Source organism: Martelella lutilitoris (assembly GCF_016598595.1).
GTDB lineage: Bacteria > Pseudomonadota > Alphaproteobacteria > Rhizobiales > Rhizobiaceae > Martelella > Martelella lutilitoris_A.
This window is the reverse complement of sequence record NZ_CP066786.1, coordinates 4347238-4367879: the sequence shown is the minus strand read 5'-3', so window position 1 is coordinate 4367879 and position 20642 is coordinate 4347238. Positions and strand designations below refer to the sequence as shown.

Annotated in this window: 22 protein-coding genes; 11 read left to right on the top strand and 11 right to left on the bottom strand. The window is 63.0% G+C overall.

From position 1 onward, the window contains the following. Window positions 1–12: 12 nt before the first annotated feature. From JET14_RS20630 to JET14_RS20610, 5 genes are all read right to left on the bottom strand, one after another. Window positions 13–858 (bottom strand): ABC transporter ATP-binding protein, encoded by an 846-nt coding sequence (locus JET14_RS20630; RefSeq protein ID WP_200336145.1) that lies wholly within the window; start codon window positions 856–858, stop codon window positions 13–15. Further along, window positions 855–1700: an ABC transporter ATP-binding protein gene (locus JET14_RS20625; protein ID WP_200336143.1), complete on the bottom strand. Its 846-nt coding sequence runs from the start codon at window positions 1698–1700 to the stop codon at window positions 855–857. The genes JET14_RS20630 and JET14_RS20625 overlap by 4 nt, the downstream gene beginning before the upstream one ends. A 4-nt stretch (window positions 1701–1704) precedes the next feature. Continuing rightward, window positions 1705–2613: an ABC transporter permease subunit gene (locus JET14_RS20620; RefSeq protein ID WP_200336141.1), complete on the bottom strand. Its 909-nt coding sequence runs from the start codon at window positions 2611–2613 to the stop codon at window positions 1705–1707. A gap of 10 nt (window positions 2614–2623) precedes the next feature. Beyond that, window positions 2624–3631, bottom strand: a complete 1008-nt coding sequence (locus tag JET14_RS20615; protein WP_200336139.1) for an ABC transporter permease subunit — start codon at window positions 3629–3631, stop codon at window positions 2624–2626. Window positions 3632–3697: 66 nt separating this feature from the next. Further along, window positions 3698–5293 (bottom strand): ABC transporter substrate-binding protein, encoded by a 1596-nt coding sequence (locus JET14_RS20610; protein ID WP_200336137.1) that lies wholly within the window; start codon window positions 5291–5293, stop codon window positions 3698–3700. A 476-nt stretch (window positions 5294–5769) separates the two neighbouring features. Here JET14_RS20610 and JET14_RS20605 point away from each other — a divergent pair, with 476 nt between their 5' ends. The 6 genes from JET14_RS20605 (at window position 5770) to JET14_RS20580 (ending at window position 11165) form a co-directional block, all read left to right on the top strand. After that, on the top strand, window positions 5770–6261 hold the full coding sequence (locus tag JET14_RS20605; RefSeq protein ID WP_200336135.1) for an NUDIX hydrolase: 492 nt from the start codon (window positions 5770–5772) through the stop codon (window positions 6259–6261). Window positions 6262–6328: 67 nt separating this feature from the next. Next, window positions 6329–7231, top strand: a complete 903-nt coding sequence (locus JET14_RS20600; RefSeq protein WP_200336133.1) for an NUDIX hydrolase — start codon at window positions 6329–6331, stop codon at window positions 7229–7231. Between the two features lie 156 nt (window positions 7232–7387). Next, a complete protein-coding gene (nadA, locus tag JET14_RS20595) occupies window positions 7388–8359 on the top strand; it encodes a quinolinate synthase NadA (protein ID WP_200336131.1) in 972 nt (323 codons plus the stop codon). Continuing rightward, the gene (locus tag JET14_RS20590) at window positions 8356–9876 is read left to right on the top strand and encodes an L-aspartate oxidase (protein WP_200336129.1); all 1521 of its coding nucleotides are present in this window, start codon (window positions 8356–8358) and stop codon (window positions 9874–9876) included. Before nadA ends, JET14_RS20590 begins: the two co-directional genes overlap by 4 nt. Window position 9877: 1 nt before the next feature. Continuing rightward, window positions 9878–10735, top strand: a complete 858-nt coding sequence (gene nadC, locus JET14_RS20585; protein WP_200336128.1) for a carboxylating nicotinate-nucleotide diphosphorylase — start codon at window positions 9878–9880, stop codon at window positions 10733–10735. Window positions 10736–10790: 55 nt separating this feature from the next. Next, on the top strand, window positions 10791–11165 hold the full coding sequence (locus JET14_RS20580) for a DUF2147 domain-containing protein (protein ID WP_246750417.1): 375 nt from the start codon (window positions 10791–10793) through the stop codon (window positions 11163–11165). A 12-nt stretch (window positions 11166–11177) separates the two neighbouring features. Here JET14_RS20580 and JET14_RS20575 read toward each other — a convergent pair whose 3' ends face one another. Beyond that, window positions 11178–13004: an SLC13 family permease gene (locus tag JET14_RS20575; protein ID WP_200336127.1), complete on the bottom strand. Its 1827-nt coding sequence runs from the start codon at window positions 13002–13004 to the stop codon at window positions 11178–11180. Between the two features lie 570 nt (window positions 13005–13574). Here JET14_RS20575 and JET14_RS20570 point away from each other — a divergent pair. Next, the gene (locus tag JET14_RS20570) at window positions 13575–14687 is read left to right on the top strand and encodes a DUF2778 domain-containing protein (protein ID WP_246750415.1); all 1113 of its coding nucleotides are present in this window, start codon (window positions 13575–13577) and stop codon (window positions 14685–14687) included. A gap of 320 nt (window positions 14688–15007) precedes the next feature. On the opposite strand, the gene hslU is transcribed toward JET14_RS20570, so the two are convergent. From hslU to JET14_RS20545, 5 genes are all read right to left on the bottom strand, one after another. Continuing rightward, window positions 15008–16315, bottom strand: coding sequence for an ATP-dependent protease ATPase subunit HslU (gene hslU, locus JET14_RS20565; protein WP_200336126.1), 1308 nt, complete (start codon window positions 16313–16315; stop codon window positions 15008–15010). 13 nt (window positions 16316–16328) lie between these two features. Continuing rightward, window positions 16329–16829, bottom strand: coding sequence for a GNAT family N-acetyltransferase (locus JET14_RS20560; protein ID WP_200336124.1), 501 nt, complete (start codon window positions 16827–16829; stop codon window positions 16329–16331). Further along, the gene (hslV, locus tag JET14_RS20555; RefSeq protein ID WP_200336123.1) at window positions 16819–17376 is read right to left on the bottom strand and encodes an ATP-dependent protease subunit HslV; all 558 of its coding nucleotides are present in this window, start codon (window positions 17374–17376) and stop codon (window positions 16819–16821) included. The genes JET14_RS20560 and hslV overlap by 11 nt, the downstream gene beginning before the upstream one ends. Before the next feature lie 99 nt (window positions 17377–17475). After that, window positions 17476–17916: a DMT family transporter gene (locus JET14_RS20550; RefSeq protein ID WP_200336122.1), complete on the bottom strand. Its 441-nt coding sequence runs from the start codon at window positions 17914–17916 to the stop codon at window positions 17476–17478. After that, window positions 17913–18407, bottom strand: coding sequence for a DMT family transporter (locus tag JET14_RS20545; RefSeq protein WP_200336121.1), 495 nt, complete (start codon window positions 18405–18407; stop codon window positions 17913–17915). The genes JET14_RS20550 and JET14_RS20545 overlap by 4 nt, the downstream gene beginning before the upstream one ends. A 234-nt stretch (window positions 18408–18641) precedes the next feature. Between JET14_RS20545 and hisB the strand changes: the two genes are divergently transcribed. From hisB to JET14_RS20525, 4 genes are read left to right on the top strand one after another with little or no spacing between them, the layout of a single operon-like run. Beyond that, entirely contained in the window at window positions 18642–19250 is a 609-nt protein-coding gene (gene hisB, locus JET14_RS20540; protein WP_200336120.1) for an imidazoleglycerol-phosphate dehydratase HisB, read from the top strand. A 10-nt stretch (window positions 19251–19260) separates the two neighbouring features. Further along, window positions 19261–19719 carry a DUF2628 domain-containing protein gene (locus JET14_RS20535; protein ID WP_200336118.1) on the top strand — a complete coding sequence of 153 codons (459 nt, stop codon included), beginning with the start codon at window positions 19261–19263 and terminating at the stop codon, window positions 19717–19719. A 5-nt stretch (window positions 19720–19724) separates the two neighbouring features. Beyond that, window positions 19725–20375 carry an imidazole glycerol phosphate synthase subunit HisH gene (gene hisH / locus JET14_RS20530; RefSeq protein WP_200336116.1) on the top strand — a complete coding sequence of 217 codons (651 nt, stop codon included), beginning with the start codon at window positions 19725–19727 and terminating at the stop codon, window positions 20373–20375. Between the two features lie 56 nt (window positions 20376–20431). Beyond that, complete coding sequence (locus tag JET14_RS20525) at window positions 20432–20617, top strand: hypothetical protein (RefSeq protein ID WP_200336114.1); 186 nt, start codon at window positions 20432–20434, stop codon at window positions 20615–20617. The last annotated feature ends 25 nt before the right edge of the window (window positions 20618–20642 follow it).

Sequence of the window (20642 nt, the reverse complement as noted above, 5' to 3'; positions counted from 1 at the left end):
TTGCCGGCAAGTTCAGTTGCCGGCTGCCATTTTCGCCTGTTTGGCGGCAAGGCGCGCGCGGATGCTTTCGACATCGGCGCGCGGCGTCGCCTTGAACAGCGTCTGGGTATATGCGTGCTGCGGATCGGTGAACACCTGATCGCGCGAGCCGCGCTCCACGACTTCGCCGAAATACATCACCATGATCTCGTCGCAGATATAGCGCACCACGGAAAGGTCGTGGCTGACGAAGATATAGGTGAGGTTGAACTCATCCTGCAGGTCGGCAAGCAGGTTCAGGATCTGGGCCTGGACCGACAGGTCGAGCGCGGAAACCGGTTCGTCCAGCACCAGCAGGGACGGGTTGAGGATCAGCGCGCGGGCAATGGCGATGCGCTGGCGCTGACCGCCGGAAAACATGTGCGGATAGCGGTCGAAGTGCTCCGGCCCGAGGCCAACCTTCTTCAACAGGTCCTGCGCCCTGTCGCGCCGGTCCGTTGCCGAATAATCGGTGTTGAGCAGAAGCGGCTCCATCAGAACGTCGCCCACCTTCTGGCGCGGATTGAGCGAGCCATAGGGGTTCTGGAACACGATCTGCACCTTGCGGCGCTGCTCCGGCGTCGGCCGCGTGCCGGAAATGTCGACCTTCTGGCCTTCGATCGTCAGTTCGCCGTCCGTCTGCGCATCGATCATGGTGATGATGCGGGCAAGGGTGGACTTGCCGCAGCCCGATTCCCCCACGAGCGCCAGCGTCTTGCCGCGCTCGACGGAGAAATCGACGCCCTTCAGCGCCCGAACCGTGCGCGCCTTGTGGAACATGCCGCCCGGCACGATGTAGTCGCGGACGATGTTCTTTCCCTCTGCGACGATCTCGCTCACAGCGTTTCTCCCGTAAAGTCGGCCGAATAGTCGATGGTCGGCAACCGGTCGCCGGTGGCATTTTCCGGCAGGGCGGACAGCAGTGCCCGGGTATAGGCATGCTTCGGGTTTTCAAACAGCGACAGCACGTCGGCCTCTTCCATCTTGCGGCCCTTGTACTGCACCACCACCCGGTCTGCGGTCTCGGCAACGACGCCCATGTCGTGGGTGATCATGATCATCGCCATACCGGTTTCCGCCTGCAGGCGGGCAAGCAGCTCGAGGATCTGCTTCTGGATGGTCACGTCGAGCGCCGTGGTCGGCTCGTCGGCGATCAGCAGTTTCGGCGAGCAGGCCATGGCGATCGCGATCATGATGCGCTGGCACTGGCCGCCGGACATCTGGTGCGGATAGGCCTTCAGCCGGTCTTCCGGGTTCGGCAGGCCGACGGCTTCCAGCAGTTCGACGGCGCGCCTGTGGCGGGCCTTCGTGTCGAGATCGGTATGCTGTTTCAGCACTTCCTCGATCTGGAAACCTGCGGTGAAGCACGGATTGAGGCTGGCGATCGGCTCCTGGAAGATCATCGAGATGTCGCGTCCGATGATCTTGCGCCGTTCCTTGGCCGGCATGTTGACGATGTCGCGGCCCTCGAAGGCGATGCGGTCGGCCGTTACGCGCGCCGTTGTCGGCAGGAGCCCCATCACGGCGAGCATGGCCACCGACTTGCCGGAGCCGCTCTCGCCGACAATGGCGAGCACCTCGCCGCGGTCGATGCGATAGGAAGCATTGTGCAGCACCGTGGTCTCGCCCGCTGCGGTCGGAAAGCTGACGGAAAGGTTTTGAACGTCGAGTAGCGGTTCCATGTCTCTAGCTCCGCTTCAGCTTGGGATCGAGCGCATCGCGCAGACCATCGCCGACGAGGTTGATCGCCAGCACGGTGATCAGGATGGCAAGGCCGGGGAAGGTGACAACCCACCAGGCGCGCAGGATGAATTCCCGCGCTTCGGCTAGCATCGTGCCCCATTCCGGCGTCGGCGGCTGGGCGCCCATGCCGAGAAAGCCAAGCGCTGCCGCTTCGAGAATGGCGTTGGAGAACGAAAGCGTCGCCTGCACGATCAACGGCGCCAGGCAGTTCGGCAGGATGGTCTTGAACATCAGCCGGAAATTGCGGGCGCCGGCAACGCGGGCGGAGACGACATATTCGCGTTTCGCTTCCGCCATCACCGCCGCGCGGGTGAGCCGGGCAAAATGCGGCTGCAGCACGAGCGCGATCGCGATCATGGCGTTGAACAGGCCGGGGCCAAGCACGGCGACCAGAACCAGCGCCAGAAGCAACGGCGGGAAGGCGAGGATCACGTCCATGACACGCATGATCGCCACATCGACCCAGCCCCTGAAGAAACCGGCGACAAGGCCGAGCGTGATGCCAAGGAGCAGCGCGATCGAGACGACGATCATGCCGATTGCCAGCGAATAGCGCGACCCATAGATGAGGCGCGATAGGATATCGCGGCCGACTGCGTCGGTTCCGAGCGGGAATTCAAGCGTGCCGCCCTCCTGCCAGAAGGGAGGGGTGAGGAACATGTCGCGATATTGTTCGATCGGGTTATGCGGCGCGAGCAGCGGCGCGAAGATCGCCACCAGCACCAGAAGAATGAGAATGACGAGACCCACGACGGCACCCTTGTTCTGGCTGAAATAGTGCCAGAACTCGGAAAGCAACTGCAGGCGAATATTTCGTTTTTGGACCGGCTGGCCCAGCGTGCTGTCTGACATGGCTGAGCTCCTACTGGTGACGGATACGGGGGTTGATCAGACCGTAGAGCAGGTCGACCACGAGATTGACGAACATGACGAGGGCGGCAATCAGCACCAGCCCGCCTTGCACGACCGGATAGTCGCGCCGGGAGATCGAATCGATCATCCACTTGCCGATGCCCGGCCAGGAGAAGATCGTCTCCGTCAGGATCGCGCCGGCCATCAGCATGCCGATCTGCAGACCGATCGTGGTGATGACCGGGATCATCGCGTTTCTGAGCGCATGAACGCCGATGACGCGCTTTGCCGAAAGCCCCTTGGCGCGCGCCGTACGCACATAGTCCTCGCCGAGCACTTCCAGCATGGCCGAGCGCGTCTGCCGCGCGATGACGGCGAGCGGAATGGTGGCCAGCACGATTGACGGCAGGATCAGATGCGAGAGCGCGGAGGTAAACGCGCCTTTTTCGCCCGAAAGCAGCGAGTCGATCGTCATGAAGCCGGTCACCGAAGGGAAATAGTAGAGAAGCGAGATCCGGCCGGAGACCGGCGTCCAGCCGAGAATGCCGGAAAACAGAATGATCAGCAGCAGGCCCCACCAGAAGATCGGCATGGAATAACCGGTGAGCGCAATGCCCATGGTTGCCTGATCGAACACCGAACCGCGCTTGACGGCAGAGAGGATGCCGGCGGGAATGCCGATGATGATGGCCAGCAGCATGGCGCAGATGGCGAGCTCCGCGGTCGCCGGAAACAGGTTCAGGAATTCCTGGAACACCGGCTGCTTGGTCGAGATCGAAATGCCGAAATCGCCGTGCAGCAGGCCCCAGACATAGTCGAGATACTGGACGACGATCGGTCGGTCATAGCCGAATTGATGAAGAAGCGCCTGGTAACGGTCGGGGTCCATGCCGCGTTCACCGGCCAGAAGCAGGACGGGATCGCCGGGCAGCACGCGCACAAAACCGAAGGCAACAATGGTGATCCCGATAAAGGTCGGGACGATCAGCAGCAGCTTGCTGAAGAGAAATCTGAGCATAACGCGATGACGCCTTGATTGCGAAGGGGCCGGGTTTGACCGGCCCCCAAGCTTGAACGTTTATTCTTATTCGTTGATGGTCACATCGTCGAAGCGGTGGTAACCCAGCGGATCCATGACGAAGCCTTCGACGGCGGTCGACATCGGCATGAACACCTTGGAATGGGCGATCGTGTTCCACGGTGCCTGTTCCTTGAAGACGACCTGGGCCTCTTCATAAAGCGCGGTGCGCTCCTCGGTGTCGGAGGTGACCTTGGCCTTCTGGATCAGGTCCTCGAAGGGCTGGTAGCACCACTGCGCGCGGTTGGAGCCGCCGACAGCGTCGCAGCCGAGCAGGACGGCGAGGAAGTTGTCCGGGTCGCCGTTGTCGCCGGTCCAGCCGAGAAGCACGGCGCCGTCACGATCTTCAGCCGACGAACGGGCCAGATATTCGCCCCATTCATAGGAAACGACTTCGGCGTCCACGCCGACTTCCGCCAGGTCGGCCTGCATCAGCTCGGCCATGCGGCGCGCGTTCGGGTTATACGGACGCTGTACCGGCATCGCCCAGATCTTCATCGAAAGATCGGTCACGCCTTCTGCTTCCAGCATGGCCTTTGCGCCTTCCGGATCGTAGGGGTCGTCCTCAACGGCATCGTTATAGGACCACATGGTCGGCGGGATCGGGTTCTTGGCCACTTCGCCGGCGCCCTGGAAGACCGATTCCAGAATGGCCTGCTTGTCGATTGCCATGTTCAGGGCCTTCCGGACCTTCGGATTGTCGAAGGGGGCGACCTTGGTGTTGTAGGCGAGGTAGCCGACGTTCAGGCCTTCCTTTTCCATGACGGTCAGATCGTCATTGGCTTCCAGAGCCTCGAGATCGGCAGGCGACGGATAGGGCATGATGTGGCATTCGCCGGCTTCGAGCTTCTGGCGGCGCACGGCGGCATCGGTGGTGATCGCGAAGATCAGGTTGTCGATTTCTTCCTGGCCCTTGAAGTAGTCCGGATTGGCCTTGTAGCGGATGACGGCATCCTGCTGGTAGTTCACGAAGGTGAACGGACCCGTCCCGACCGGCTTCTGGTTGAACTGCTCCATCGTGCCGGCTTCTGCGAGCTGATCGGCATATTCCTTGGAGACGATCGAGGCGAAGTCCATGGCAAGGTTGGCGATCATCGGCGCCTCGGGACGCGTGAGCACGAACTTGACCGTCATGTCATCGACCTTTTCGATGCTTTCGATCAGGTCCGGCATCGACATGCCGTTGAAATATTCCCAGGAAATGCCCGGCGCATACTGATACCAGGGGCTCTGCTCGTCCATCTGGCGCATGAACGAGAAGATGACGTCGTCGGCATTCATCTCGCGCGTCGGCGTGAAATAATCGGTGGTCTGGAACTTGACGCCCGGTCGCAGGTGGAATGTGTATTCCAGTCCGTCATCGGAAACGTCCCAGCTCTCGGCAAGGCCCGGCTCGACTTCGGTGGAGCCGTGCTTGAATTCGGCAAGACGGTTGTAGACGGTGCGCGAGGCAGCGTCGAAGGTCGTGCCGGACGTATAAGGCGCCGGATCAAAGCCCTCGGGCGAACCTTCCGAACAATAGACAAGAGTCTTCGCGCTGGCCGCACCGCCAAGCGCGACGAAGAAGCTCGTGGCGAGCGCCAAAGCCTTCAGTTTTTTCATCATTTTCCCCTTGTTGGTCATCGGACCGGTTTTCATGAAACCGGATCCTCCGTGAAACCCGCGCCGCCGCCAGAAAACATGTCAGCCGCGACGGATCAAAGCCGTATCGGGCGTCAGCCGGCATCGTTGCAGTTGCCCTGGCGCGCACGAAAGTCAAGCGCGTGGCCCCGTTCCCAACAACGGCTGCCACACTGATGGCGAGACTATCGTTTTTTTTTGACCATGCAATCAAAAAGCTTGTGCCCCGGCGATTTGAACAATCGTCAAACACCTGAAAAAGCTTTTAAATTCACCGAAGTCTCGTTTTCATAAAAATAAGGCGGCTCCGGCGCAATTCTGTTTCCTCGCTGCGGTTTCTCTCTTTAGGATGATTGCTTTCCGCGGTGGCGGCAGAAAACCGTTCCGTCATGCAACAAATTGACGTTTGTTATTCAAAAGGACCGCAAAACGTGACCTTGAACCAGGAAGTTAGCCGCTTGGTTGACCGCTATGACGCGCGTTGGCTGTCATTCTACTCCGATTTTATCAGAGGTCCGCAGGACTATACAAGGCGCGACGTTTACCCTGTTCACGTCACGGCATCGCTTTTCGCGCTGTCGGACGATCTTGCGCAGACTGCGCTCATCCACCACAAGGCAACAGGCAAATGGTTTCAGCCGGGCGGCCATGTGGATGCGGGCGAAACCGTTCGTCAGGCCGCATGTCGCGAATGCGCGGAAGAGACGGGACTGGTCGCCGCGCTTCCGCCCGAGGCCGACCCGGTCAGCATCGACCTGCACCGCATTCCCGAAAACCCGAAGAAGCGCGAGCCCGAGCACTATCATCTCGACATCCGCTTTGCGGCGCGGGTCTCGGGCACGCTGTCGCCGGACCCGGATGAGGTGCATGATGCAAGATGGTTTCCGGCAGAGGTGCTGGATACGATTGACGAGCGTGTGCGGCCCCGTCTTGCGGCAATCTGCATCTGACGCCTGGCTTGGCGATGCCGCCATTCGGTGTTAGGCCCATGGATGAAGCCCAACCAGCGGAGCGCCCGTGACCGAGGCCCTTGCCCATCCCGAACTGATTGCCGTTCTGACCGCGCTGACCGACGACGCGCCGCGGGTGATGACGGTCGCGATGGGAAAGGCCCTGCCCTCCGGACCCTTTGAAAGCGCGCACAGCAGCCTGCAGGCCGGACTGCGCGCCTGGGTGGAAAGCCAGACGGGCCATCCTGTCGGCTATCTCGAACAGCTCTACACCTTCGCCGACCGTGATCGCGGTTTCGATCCCGGCGACCACCGGACGATCTCGATCAGCTATCTGGGTCTGGTGCGCGAACAGCCGCCGCCGGGAAGCGGCGGACCGCTGTGGAAGGATTGGTACGCCTATTTTCCCTGGGAGGACCTGCGCGCCGGCAGGCCGGAAATCCTTGAACAGGTGACGGACATGCTCGGCCAGTGGGCGATGAGCGAACGGCCCGGCCGGGCCGCGCGCAGCCACCGGCTGGACTTCGCCTTCGGGCTCAACGGCATGGCCTGGAACGAGGAACTGGTGCTGCAGCGCTACGAGCTGATGTATGAGGCCGGACTGATCGCCGAGGCGGGCCTTGCGCCGGCCTTCTGGTTCGGAAGACCGATGGCCGCCGACCACCGGCGCATCCTTGCCACCGGCATTGCCCGGCTGCGCGCCAAGATCAAATACCGGCCGGTAATCTTCGAGCTGATGCCAGAATGCTTCACCCTTCTTCAGCTGCAAAAGGGCGTCGAGGCGCTCGCGGGGCTGACGCTCCACAAGTCGAATTTCCGCCGCCAGATCGACCAGCAGCGGCTGATTGAGGAGACGGGCGAGACGACCGCCGGAACCGGCGGCCGCCCGGCCAAGCTCTTCCGCTACCGCCACGCCGTGCGCGAGGAACGAGCGCTATCCGGCTCGAGGCTTCCCGTTGCGCGGATGTAGTCCGACCGTCACCCACAGCTTCGTCGAAGCATGTCCCGGACACCGAATTTGACATTGCGACGACATGCGACTATGACTCCAGCATAGATATACTCTAATTGAGTATTAATGGATCGACAAACTGGGCAACCTGCCCCCCATCAGGAGGACGTGTCGATGAATGCTCCCCTCTCTGCCGCCGCGCTCTATGACCGCGTCGCCCATGTCGTGCCGAAAGCGGAATGGCTTTCCTTCGAGAACGATATCGACGCCATCCTGCGCCTCAAAAAGGAAAAAAACGCCGTCATTCTGGCGCATAACTACCAGACGCCGGAGATTTTCCATGGCGTGGCGGATATCGTCGGCGACAGCCTGGCGCTGGCGCGCGAGGCGACCAAGGTCGAGGCCGATGTGATCGTGCTGGCCGGCGTGCATTTCATGGCCGAGACCGCCAAGCTGCTGAACCCGGAAAAGACGGTGCTGATCCCCGATCTGCGCGCCGGCTGCTCGCTCGCGGATTCGATCACGCCGGAGGACATCGCGCTTCTGCGTCAGGCCCATCCCGGCGTGCCGGTGGTCACCTATGTGAACACGTCGGCCGCCGTCAAAGCCGTGTCGGACATCTGCTGCACCTCCGGCAACGCGAAAAAGGTGGTGGAATCCCTCGGCGTGCCGAAGGTGCTGATGCTGCCGGATGAATATCTCGCCAAGAACATCGCGCGCGAGACCGATGTCGAGCTGATCGCCTGGCACGGGCATTGCGAGGTGCACGAGCTTTTCACCACGGACGATGTGCGCGAGATGCGCGCCGCCTGGCCGGGCGTGACCATCATCGCCCATCCCGAATGCCCGCCCGATGTCGTTGCCGAGGCCGATTTCTCCGGTTCGACCGCCGGCATGTCGGATTATGTCGGTTTGGCGAAGCCCGGCCGCGTGGTGCTGCTGACAGAATGCTCGATGAGCGACAATGTTTCCGTCCAGCATCCCGATGTCGATTTTGTCCGGCCCTGCAATCTCTGTCCGCACATGAAGCGCATCTCGCTTGCCAATATCCGCGCTGCTCTGGAAGAAAACCGCCACGAAGTCACAGTCGACCCGGCGATCGCCGCCGATGCGCGGCGCGCTGTCGAACGGATGCTCGCGGTATGAGCGCGCCCGTCGTCGTCATCGGTTCGGGCATTGGCGGGCTGGTGACGGCTCTCGCCCTGGCGCCGCGTCCGGTGGCTCTGGTGACGAAGGCGACGCCCGGCGGCGAAACCTCCACCGGCTGGGCCCAGGGCGGCATTGCCGCAGCCCTTGGCGATGATGACAGCGCCGCGCTTCATCTTGAGGACACGCTTGCCGCAGGCGACGGGCTTTGCGACCGGGCGGCGGCTCACGCGATCCTTGCCGCTGCGCCCGAGGCCATCGGTTTTCTCGAGCGCCATGGCGTTGTCTTCGACCGTGATGCCGATGGCCGGCTCGCCTTCGGCCTGGAAGCGGCCCATGCGCGTCGGCGCATCCTGCATGCCGGCGGCGATGCGACGGGCGCTGCCGTCATCGCCGCACTGACCAAGGCCGTTGCGGAAACGCCATCCGTGACCGTCATGGCCGATACCGAGGTGCGGCGGCTGATTGTCGCCGACGGCGCGGTCTGCGGCCTCGTTGCGGCGCGGAACGGCGAAACGCTGACCATTCCGGCAAGCCGGGTGGTGATCGCCACCGGCGGACTTGGCGGGCTCTATGAGATTTCCACCAATCCGCCCGGCAATTTCGGTCAGGGCGTGATGCTGGCCGCCCGCGCCGGCGCCGCCCTTGCCGATATGGAATTCATCCAGTTCCACCCGACGGCCCTTGCCGCCGATCTGCGCCCGCTGCCGCTGATCAGCGAGGCGGTGCGCGGCGAGGGCGCCGTGCTGGTCAACGAGAAGGGCGAGCGTTTTCTCGCGGCGACGCCTGGCGCCGAGCTTGCGCCGCGCGACGTAGTCGCCCGCGCCATCGCCGCCGAGATCGGGCGCGGCGGCCGGGTGTATCTTGACGCCAGACAGGCGCTCGGACGTGGCTTTGCCGCCCGGTTTCCGGCGATTTCGGCAATCTGCGCCAAAGCCGGCCTCAATCCGGCTGAAGAGCTCATTCCCGTGCGCCCGGCCGAACACTATGCCATGGGCGGCATCGCCGTCGATCAGCGCGCACGCTCGAGCATGACCGGCCTCTGGGCTGTCGGCGAATGCGCTGCCACCGGGCTTCACGGCGCCAACCGGCTTGCCAGCAACTCGCTGTTGGAAGCCGCCGTGTGCGGCCTTGCCGCCGCCCGCGATATCTCGCGCCTGCCAGAGGCATCGGGCCGGCCGTTGCCTTCGGCCAACCTTTCCATGCCGGCCGAGATCGGCGTCGTGCGGGAGATCGTTTCGCAGACGCTCGGCGTGTTGCGCACGGGAGAGGGGCTCGCCCGGGCCGTGGAAGCCCTGCTGCCGCGGGTCGAGGCGGAAGAGGCCGCCTCCGATCCGGCGCTGGTCGCGCTTTCGATCGCCGTCTTCGCCCATCGGCGGGAGGAGTCGCGCGGCGGCCATGCCCGCAGCGATTTCCCGCTGAAGCGGCCGCAGCCCGAACGGCAGGTCATGACGCTGCCGCAGATTCTCGACGCGGCGCACGCGCTTTGCCACACCCCATGCCGAAGGAGCGCCTGACATGTTGGCACCGCTTCCCCGCCTGATCATCGAACCCGCTGTGCGCCGCGCGCTGGAGGAAGACCTCGGCCTTGCCGGCGACATCACGGCGAATGCCGTCATTCCCGCGGACCATCGCTCAACGGTGGTGATGGCCGCGCGCAGGGAGGGCGCGATTGCCGGGCTCGATGCCGCGGCGCTCGCCTTTGCACTCATCGACCCGGAAATCCGCATGGCGCGCCATGTAGGAGACGGTGAAAAAGTCGCAGCCGGCGCGGCGATCGCGACCGTCACCGGGCCGTCGCGGGCGCTTTTGACCGGCGAGCGCACGGCGCTCAATTTTCTCGGCCATCTTTCCGGCATCGCCACCGTCACGCGCGGCATTGTCGATGCCGTTACCGGCACCGGCGCCAGCATTGTCTGCACCCGCAAGACAACGCCGGGGCTGAGGGCGCTGGAGAAATACGCGGTCAAGGCAGGCGGCGGCGGCAATCACCGCTTCTCGCTGGCCGATGCCGTGCTGATCAAGGACAATCACATCGCCATTGCCGGCGACATAAGGACCGCCATTCTCCGCGCCAAGGAAAACGCCGGGCATATGGTGAAGATCGAGGTGGAGGTCGATACGCTCGATCAGCTGGAACAGGCGATGGATGTGGGCGTCGATGCCGTGCTGCTCGACAACATGACGCCTGAAACGCTCAGGCGGGCGGTTGCTATCGTCAGCGGACGGGCGGTGACGGAAGCCTCCGGCGGCATCACGCCGGAAACGGCGGGCGCTGTCGCCGAAGCCGGTGTCGACCTCATCTCCATCGGCTGGCTCACCCATTCCGCGCCGGTTCTCGACATCGGCCTCGACTATAGGAACGCAGGCGACTGAACCAATCCGCCCGCTCTTCCGTATCTCTTCATAGCGTTATGTGAGGAGAACAAAAGTGACCAGCAGAACCGGACTATTGTTTGCCCTTCCGATGGCGGCTTTGCCCTGTCTTGCCGAAGCTTCCGAGCTCATGGGCGTCTGGGCGCGCGGCGACGGCAAGGCGCAGGTGCGCGTTGACCGCTGCGGCGAGGACCTTTGCGCCACCAATATCTGGGTCAAGCCCGGAACGCGCCATGAGAGGGTCGGCGACAAGCTGATCATGGACGTCGAGCCTGTTTCGCAGAGCCGCTACGAGGGCAAGGCCCGCGATGTCAGGCGCGGCATGACCTATTCCATGGAGATCTCGCTGGAGGGCGCGGCCATGCGCACGCGCGGTTGCGTCCTCGGCAAGCTGATCTGCAGGTCCGCCGACTGGACCAGCATGAACTGACGCACCGGTGTGTCAGAGCCCGTAATACCATGGCGCCAGAAGCGAGAAGGCGACGGTGATGACGCCGATCAGCGGCAGGCCGGCGCGCAGGAAATCGCCGAAGCCGTAGTGGCCCGGACCCATGACCATCAGATTGGTCTGATAGGCGATCGGTGTTGCAAACGAGCAGTTCGCTGCATAGATGACGGCCGCCGCGAAGACTTCCGGCGGCGCGCCGATGCGGTTTGCCATGTCGAGCGCAATGGGAATGAAGAGTGCGGCTGCCGCATTGTTTGAGAGCACATTCGTCAGCAATGCCACGCCGACGAAGAGCAACGCCAGAATGATCGGCGCCGAGGCGCCCCCGCCGAGGCCGACAATGCCCTCTGCGATCAGCTGTGCCCCGCCCGTCGCCTCGAGCGCGGTGGCCATGGCGATCGAAGCGCCCACGAGCAGGAATATCTGCCGGTCGAAGGCGCGGGCCGCCTGCTGGAAGGTAAGGCAGCCGAAGACGATCATCAGCAATGCGCCGGCAACCGAATTGACCACCATGGGCGAAAGCCCGGTGGCCGAGAAGATGACGATTGCCGCAAACAGAAAGCTTGCGATCAGCGCCTTGTCGCGCGGCGGCACGCTTTCGGCAGAATGTTCCAGCAAGAGCAGGTCATGATTGCCCCGCATTGACATGATGTTGTCTTCATTGCCGCCGACGAGGAGCGTGTCTCCGGCCTCGAACCTGAGCTGGGCAAGCGGCGCGCGCGCCATGCGGCTTTTGCGCCGGACGCCGAAAACGGTGACGTCGAAACGCTGCTGGATGCCGCTGAAGCGCACCGTGCGTCCCTCGAACAGGGAGCCGGGCGCGATCACCGCCTCTGCCAGGTGATAATGCGGACCGACCTTGGTTTCCGTGGCCGGGATCGTGCCGTCCGGTGGCTCGGCAAGGCTGATCTCGCCTTTGGCCAGCATGTCCATGAAGGATTTGCGGGCGCCGGTCATCTGCAGCCGGTCGCCCTCGCGCAGTGCCAGGTCGTCATCATAGGGCGGCAGCAGGACCGTGCCTTCGCGGATCACCGCATGCAGAGACATCGGAGCCAGATTGGGAAAAAAGCCCGAACGCGGGCTGTCGCCGACAAAGCGGCTGGACGGTTGCAGCACGATCTCGCCGAGAAACTGCGTGCCGGAACTTTCCGGACCCGACTTCTGCTCGGAGCGCTCGCTGCCGAGGATGCGCGGCAGGACGAACAACACGTAGAGATAGCCGATGCCGGCAAGAATCATGCCCATGCCGGTGATCTCGAAAAAGCCGATCTCCAGACCCTCCTTGGCTGCCATTCCGGCGGCAATCAGGTTCGTCGACGAGCCGATCATCGTCGTCATGCCGCCGAGAATGGTGATGAAGGAGAGCGGCATGAAGATCTGATAGGCCGGCAGGCGGAAACGGGCGGCAAGCGAGGTCAGCACTGGAATGAAGATGACCACCACGGGCGTATTGTTCAGGAAGGCCGACGTGACGCCGGCGACCACGAGAATGATGGCGATCGACAGCCGCGGATTGCCGCCGTAAATCCGGCCAATCCGGTTGGTGACCCCTTCCAGCGCATCCGTGGCGAAAAGCCCCTTGCCGACGATCAGCAGCGCCAGGACCGTGATCAGCGCCGGCGAGGCGAAACCGGACAGAAGCGCGTCGACCGTGACCGTCTCGCTGCCCTCCGGCGTGAAAGGAAAGGTGCCGAACAGCACGAGAAGAAGCGTGATCGCGCCAAGCGAGATGCTCTCGACCGGTATCCGGTCAAGCGCGTAGAGAAAGATGGTTCCGGCGATAATTGCCAGCGTGGCGTAGAGATGAAAATTCTCAACCAAGTCGGGGCCTCGTGGCCGAAAATCGATAAAGGCGCTGCCTTCCGGCGGAAGACAGGCAGAACTTGTCAAATCGGTCCGCGGTTTGTTATGCAAAAAGCGGTCTGAAATTGGCCAGCTTCAAGCCGGTCGGGCGGATATTGAACGCAAACGGAAGCTGCCGCAAGCCTCGAGGCGTCTCAGGCAGACCGAATTTCGGGGGGGGGGGCCGGCAGCGCTTCTTCCTCCGTCGCCCGGGCTTTGGGCCTTTTTGTCCCGCGGCCGTATTTTGCCCCTTTTTTGCAAATACCGGCACCAGTGGAACAAAGCTGACGCGAACGTCAGCGTTCTTATGCGACCAATCGGAGAACGAAAGGCAACCGCATGACAGCGGATTTTCTCGCAGCGTCTTTGCCGCACACATCTGGAAAATGCTTGAACGCGCGCCGGGAGACGGTAGTTCCCGGATCCGGAGCGGTGCCGGTCTTCGAAAGCGGAGCGGGCGCGGGTAATGAAAAATTTACCCTGCGGGCAGTATTTTGCCGACTGAAAACAGACACACCGTCTTTGAGTAATGCGTAGGAAGTGTGCCTCGTGACGTCGAAGAAGCATCGAAATTCGTCCATCCGCGCCGCCAGGAAAAGCCGTCTGACCCGGCTTGCAACGGCGGTCGCCTTCCTGCTCGTGACAGGCGGCGCGGTCGCTGTGATCGCGGCCTCGCCGATCATCTCGGCAACGCTCGCCAAACCGCAGCTTTCTTCCGCCGGCGGGCTTGGCCTGACGCTGAACCCGGCCTTCAGGTCGCCTGAACGGGCCCAGAGCACAAAGGCGTCGCGGCTTCTCGCCGCCCGCGAAGGCCAGGGCCGGGCCAAGGGGCTGAAGCCTGAGGATGTGCGCCTGTCCTTTTTGAAGCCAAGGCTTGAGAGCAGTGGCCGGACGGCGCTCACCGACCTGCAGCGAAGGATGGTTGCCGAACAGATTGCCGACAATGCCGGAAGCGAGATCGCCCTTGCCGGCGTTCCGCCGGAACTGACGCCCAACATGCCGACACGGACCCAAGGCCCTGCTTCCATTCCGGCAAGCACCGCGCTTGCCGCCGTCTCGCCGAGCGGCCCTGAGGAAGACGGCGCCAGCAGCGCCTTTGAACTCGTGCTGCAGGGCGCCGACGATTCACGCCTGGCGCCTGGCGAGGTGCCGACGCCGGAGAAACGCCCCGCCGGCCTGACGCTCGCCTATGCCGATTTCGGTCATGACGGCCTTGACGGCATTTTCGGCGAAGTGCCGGAGCGGACATCGAAGGTCGCGGTCTACGACATTTCCGCAGGCAAGGTCTACATGCCAGACGGCGAGGTGATGGAGGCTCATTCCGGCCGCGGCAAGTATCGCGACGATCCCAACCACACCCATGTGAAGATGGCCGGCGCCGTTCCGGCGGCCACCTACAGGCTGTCGATGCGGGAGTCATTGTTCCACGGCGTTCCTGCGCTGCGCATGACATCGGTGGATGGCACGCATCCGCTCGGGCGCACCGGCATTCTCGCCCATACCTACATGCTGCGCACGCCAGGCGATTCCCATGGCTGCCTGGTGTTCAAGGACTATTACAAGTTCCTGAAAGCCTATCGCGAAAACGAGGTCGACTATATCGTCGCGGTGCCGAGCCTGAAGAAGGGGCTCAGCACCCAGCTCGCCAGCCGCACCAGCTAGAGACCGCTCGGACGCAAGACCCAGAGAAAGCAGAAAGGCCGGCACCGGGTGCTGGCCTTCAGACTGCTGACGAAGCTTAAAACCTTCCGGTAATAATCCGGTCCTACCTACCCACAGGTGTCATGCTCGGACTTGATCCGAGCATCCAGGCGACCTAACACATTGATCTCAATAGCCTTCTGAAACCTTTCATCGGGCGGCCTGGATCCTCGGGTCAAGCCCGAGGATGACCCGGTTTGGGTGGGTGTCGTCAGCGATCCGAATCCGGCAACAAGTGCCGGCCTTCATTGTTTCACGTGAAAAAACAGGGTTAACAGATCCTAGAGAATGTAGCGCGACAGGTCCGTGTCGTTGGCCAGATCGCCGACATGCTCGCGGACGTAATCGGAATCGATCATGATTTCCTGGCCGGACTGGTCGGGCGCGGTGAACGAGATCTCGTCCAGAACCCGCTCCATCACCGTCTGCAGCCGGCGCGCGCCGATATTTTCGACCGTTGCGTTCAAATGCACGGCGACATCGGCCAGAGCGTCGATCGCATCCTCGGTGAAGTCGAGCTTCAACTCCTCCGTTTCCATCAGCGCCCGATACTGTCGGATCAGGCTCGCCTCGGTTTCTGTCAGGATGCGGCGGAAGTCCTCCTTGGTCAGCGCCTGCAGCTCGACGCGGATCGGCAGACGGCCCTGAAGCTCCGGCAGAAGATCGGATGGCTTGGAGACATGGAAGGCGCCCGAGGCGATGAACAGGATATGATCCGTCTTGATCGGCCCGTATTTGGTGGCGACCGTCGTGCCCTCGACCAGCGGCAGCAGGTCGCGCTGCACGCCCTCGCGGGAGACGCCGGCCCCCATGCGCCCGTCGCCGGCGGCGATCTTGTCGATCTCGTCGAGGAAGACGATGCCGTCCTCCTGAACCAGCCGCAGCGCCTCGCGCTGGATCACTTCGTCATCCAGAAGCTTGTCGCTCTCGTCGCGGATCAGGTCCTCATAGGAAGCCTTGACCGAGGTGCGGACCTTCTTGGTCTTGCCGCCCATGCCCTTTCCGAACATTTCCGACAGGTTCAGAACGCCGATATTGGCGCCCGGCATGCCCGGAATTTCCAGCCCCGGCATGCCCGAAGCGGTGTCGGCGATCTCGATGTCGATTTCCTTGTCGTCCAGCTCGCCGGCGCGCAGTTTCTTTCGAAAGCTGTCGCGGGTCGCGGGCGAGGCGGTCTTGCCAACCAGCGCATCCAGCACGCGTTCCTCGGCATTGGCGTGGGCCTTGGCCTGGACTTCCTGGCGCTTCTTCTCGCGCACCAGAACAAGACCGAGCTCGACAAGGTCGCGAATGATCTGCTCGACATCGCGGCCGACATAACCGACCTCGGTGAACTTGGTGGCCTCGACCTTGATGAAGGGCGCGCCTGCAAGCTTGGCGAGGCGGCGTGAAATCTCGGTCTTGCCGACGCCGGTCGGACCGATCATCAGGATGTTCTTCGGCATCACCTCGTCGCGCAGATCGTCGGGAAGCTGCTGGCGGCGCCAGCGGTTCCTGAGCGCGATGGCAACCGCGCGCTTGGCGTCGTGCTGGCCGATGATGTGACGGTCGAGCTCGGAGACGATCTCGCGGGGGGAAAAATTGGTCATCTGTTACTGCTCCTCAAGGGTCGCGGGCCATCAGCAGCGCCGGACCGCTTGTCATGCTGAAGGTACCGAGCCGGACAAAGCCGGCCTTCTCATAGGCGCGGATCGCCGCCGCATTGTCGGGGTGCGGATCGACGAGGACGCGCTTGGCGTCTTTGCTCAGTGCCCGCTCCGCCATGGCGGAGACGAGCCTCGTGCCGAGCCCCCTGCCGATCATTTCGGCCGGGCCGATAAACTGGTCGATCCCGAATGTGCCGGCGGGCTGGCCGGCAAGGGCGGGCTCCTTTTCGCGCTCGCCGTCGAGATCACAGAGCTGGATATAGCCAAACGGCACATCGTCCAGCAAAACGACAAAGGGGGAAACCGTCGGATCTTCAAGGTGCGAACGCATCTGCTCGACCTGTCTCTCCGCCCTTTGCCACCACATGGCGACATGCGGCAACCGCAGCCAGCGGGCCATCAGTTCAAGGTCGCCTTCGCCAAGCGGCCTGAAACTTATGGTCCCGTCATGCGGCATCCAGCGTTTCCACGATGATGTTGCCGTTGGTGTAGACGCAGATTTCCGAGGCGATCTCCATGGCGCGGCGGGCGACGATATCGGCGGGCTTGTCGCTGTCCATCAGCGCCCAGGCCGCCGCATAGGCGTAATTGCCGCCCGAGCCGATGGCCATAACGCCGTGTTCGGGTTCCAGCACATCACCATTGCCGGTGACAGCAAGGGTAATGTCCTTGTCGGCGACCAGCATCATGGCTTCGAGATTGCGCAGATACTTGTCCGTGCGCCAGTCCTTGGCAAGCTCGACGCAGGCGCGCATCAGCTGGTCGGGATATTGCTCCAGCTTGCGCTCCAGCCGCTCCAGCAGGGTGAAGGCGTCGGCGGTGGCGCCGGCAAAACCGGCAATGACATTGCCCTTGCCGATGCGGCGCACCTTGCGGGCATTGCCCTTCATCACCGTCTGGCCGAGCGAGACCTGACCGTCGCCGGCCATCACCACCTTGCCGTCCTTGCGCACGGTGATGATGGTGGTGGCGTGCATGGTGCCGAAGGGGTTGTGTTCGCTCATGATAGTCACCTCGTTTCCGGCTTCGCAAAAAGGCGCGCGAAACCTGTCCGGCTCCCTATGTAGGCAGCCGTGCCACATTTGCAATCCGTGAGGCCTGCCTTAGCTTGCGACTTGCGGTTTCTTGCGGCTCTGGGCGATGATCATGCCGACGAGAATGAGCGCCAGTCCGGCAAGCCTCAGAAGCGGCTGGCCCTCGACGCCCTCGACCACATCCATGAGCGCGCTCATGCACATCTGGCCGCCGATGATCAGCACCGCGGTGTTGACCGCGCCGATCTTCGGAATGACCCATGAGCCGGCCGCGACGAAGATGACGCCGACGGGACCGGCGAGATAACCGTAGAGCGGGACCTCCGAAACCGTTGGCGGGATCAGCCCGCCGATGATGACGGCGACCACGCTGACGGTGATGAAGCCGACAATGTGATTGTAGAAGGAGGACACCATCGGCGAGGTGGAGACGCTGAGACGCCCGTTGACCTGACGGCTGATGCCGACGAGAACGCCGGCGGCAACGGCAAAGAGGATCGGAAGGATCATGCCTGTGCTCCCCCTGACATGATGACGAGAACGCTGCCCGCCAGAATGAATACGACGGCCGCAAGGTCCCTGAGGTCGAGGCGGCGCGCGGGAAGGCCGAACAGGCCCCACTGGTCGGCAGCGAGCGAAAACAGCACCTGGCCGCCAAGGCCGAGCGCGATCGCGCCCGACAGCGCCAGGGGCGAATTGACCGCGAGCGATGCGGCAACGACGGTGGCAGCACCAGAGACGCCGCCGAGATAGCCCCACCAGGGCACGCGGATTTTCTCGGCTTTCGGGCCGCTCTCAACCGCTCCGGATTTGCGGAACCGGAGGAAGACGAGAATGGCGATGGCCGCCAGCGTGCCGCAGCCGTGGCCGGCCCAGGAGGCGTACATGGGCGAGCCATAGAGCGCGACGACCGCGTTCAGGTGGGTCATCACGGCCATGATGCAGCCGGCCGCAAAGGCGGCAAGGAAATAGATGAGCGAGGGGCGGGCTGGAGCTGACATGAGGGGAGACTTTCCGGAGGCATTCACCTGTCAGGCTGTAGCCGAGAACGTTCCGCATTGAAAGGCGCAAGCGACGGCGAATGCCGGTCGTCTGTGAAAAACCACGCGACGACCTTGAAAACGTCAAGACCGGTATCCCTGCCCGACCCGATGTTCCCGCTTTTCTTTTGCGCTTGCCGGGCCTGCCTGTTAAGAAACGGCGATACCGGCATGTGATGGAGAGAGACGAAGAGAATGGCAGCCGAAAGCGAAGCCCGCCGCGCGGAGATTGCGCGCAAGACCAAGGAAACCGCCATTTCCGTTTCCGTCAATATCGACGGCACGGGCGAGGCGCGGATTTCGACGGGGATCGGCTTTTTCGACCACATGCTCGACCAGCTTTCCCGCCATTCGCTGATCGACATGACGATCGAGGCGAAGGGCGACCTGCATATCGATGATCATCACACGGTGGAAGACGTCGGCATCGCCATCGGCCAGGCGCTGGCAAAGGCGCTTGGCGACCGCGCCGGGGTGACGCGCTATGCCTCGATCGACCTTGCCATGGACGAAACCATGACCAAGGCCGCGCTCGACCTTTCCGGCCGGCCGTTTCTGGTCTGGAATGTCGCCTTCCCGTCGGAAAAGATCGGCACGTTCGACACCGAACTGGTGCGCGAATTCTTCCACGCATTCGCCCAGAACGCCGGCATCACGCTGCATGTGATGAACCATTACGGCGCCAACAGCCACCATATCGCTGAAACCTGCTTCAAGGCCGTGGCCCGCGCGCTGCGCGCCGCCGCCGAGATCGATCCACGCCAACAGGGCCGTGTGCCCTCGACAAAGGGCATGCTCGCCTGAAGGAGGCCAGATGGGAAGTTACCTCGTTCTGATCCCGCCCGGCGAGAATGATCCGGAAAAGGTCCGCTTCATCCGCGACCGCTTCGCCTGGCTCGCCTTTCTGTTCGGCCCGTTCTGGCTTCTGGCGAACCGGGCCTGGCTGGCGGGTTTCATCACGCTGGCGCTTTCGATCGCGCTGGCCCTTGCCGGCTATTTCGAACCGCTTTCGCTTGGTGCAAGCGCCGCCTCCCTCGCGCTCAACCTGCTGATCGGGTTCGAGGGACGCGAATGGAAGGCGCTCGCCATGGAACGGCGTGGCTTCATAGCTGACGACGTGGTGGTTGCGCCCGATATCGAAACGGCGGAAGCGATCTATTTTGCCGGCCGGAGCGAGAAGCCCGTTTTCACCGAATTCACCTCCGGCCCCGCCGGCACTCGCGCAGCGATGCCATCCGGCATCGGCCTGATGGACACCTATTCTGCAAGATGACGATGATGAAAGTAGCGATAATCGATTACGGCTCGGGCAATCTGCGCTCGGCCACCAAGGCCTTCGAGCGGGCCGCGCGCGAGGAAGGTCTCGATGCCGAGATCATCCTCACCGACAAGGCCGAGATCGTGGCTGCGGCCGACCGCATCGTGCTGCCGGGCGTTGGCGCCTATGCCGATTGCCGAGCCGGGCTGGACGTCGTGCCCGGCATGGTCGAGGCGATCCGCGAGGTGGCCGAGGACAAGGCCCGCCCCTTCCTCGGCATTTGCGTCGGCATGCAGCTCATGTCCGAGCGCGGCCTGGAAAAGACCGTCTCGCAAGGTTTCGGCTGGATTGCCGGCGACGTGACCGAAATCACACCCGCCGATCCTGACCTCAAGATCCCGCAGATCGGCTGGAACACGCTGACGCTGAACACGCCGCATCCGCTCTTCGACGGCATCCCGACCGGCGAAGAGGGCTTGCACGCCTATTTCGTCCATTCCTATCACCTGGCCGCCAAAAGGCCGGAACAGGTAATCGCCACCACCGATTACGGCGGCCCCGTCACCGCCTTCGTCGCCGACGGCAACAAGGCCGGCTCGCAATTCCACCCGGAAAAGAGCCAGACGCTCGGCCTGAAGCTGATCGCCAATTTTCTGACGTGGACGCCGTAGGGATTCCCATAGGTGAAAATTGCACCTATATTGAGACCTGAACGGGAGTTCCTACAATGACGACACTGCAGAAGCAGGGCAAGAAAGACAAGGTCGTTTACTCGCTGCGTCCCTCCAAACCGGGACAGGCTACTTTTTCGGACGTCCGGCTGCCGGATGGCACGATTATCCGGCGCGTCGATGAATCCGTCCACCAGCGCGCTCTGGAAAACGCCGCGCGCGCTTTCAGAAAGCAGGGCTAATGCCGCCTGGCGCGCAGGACGCTGA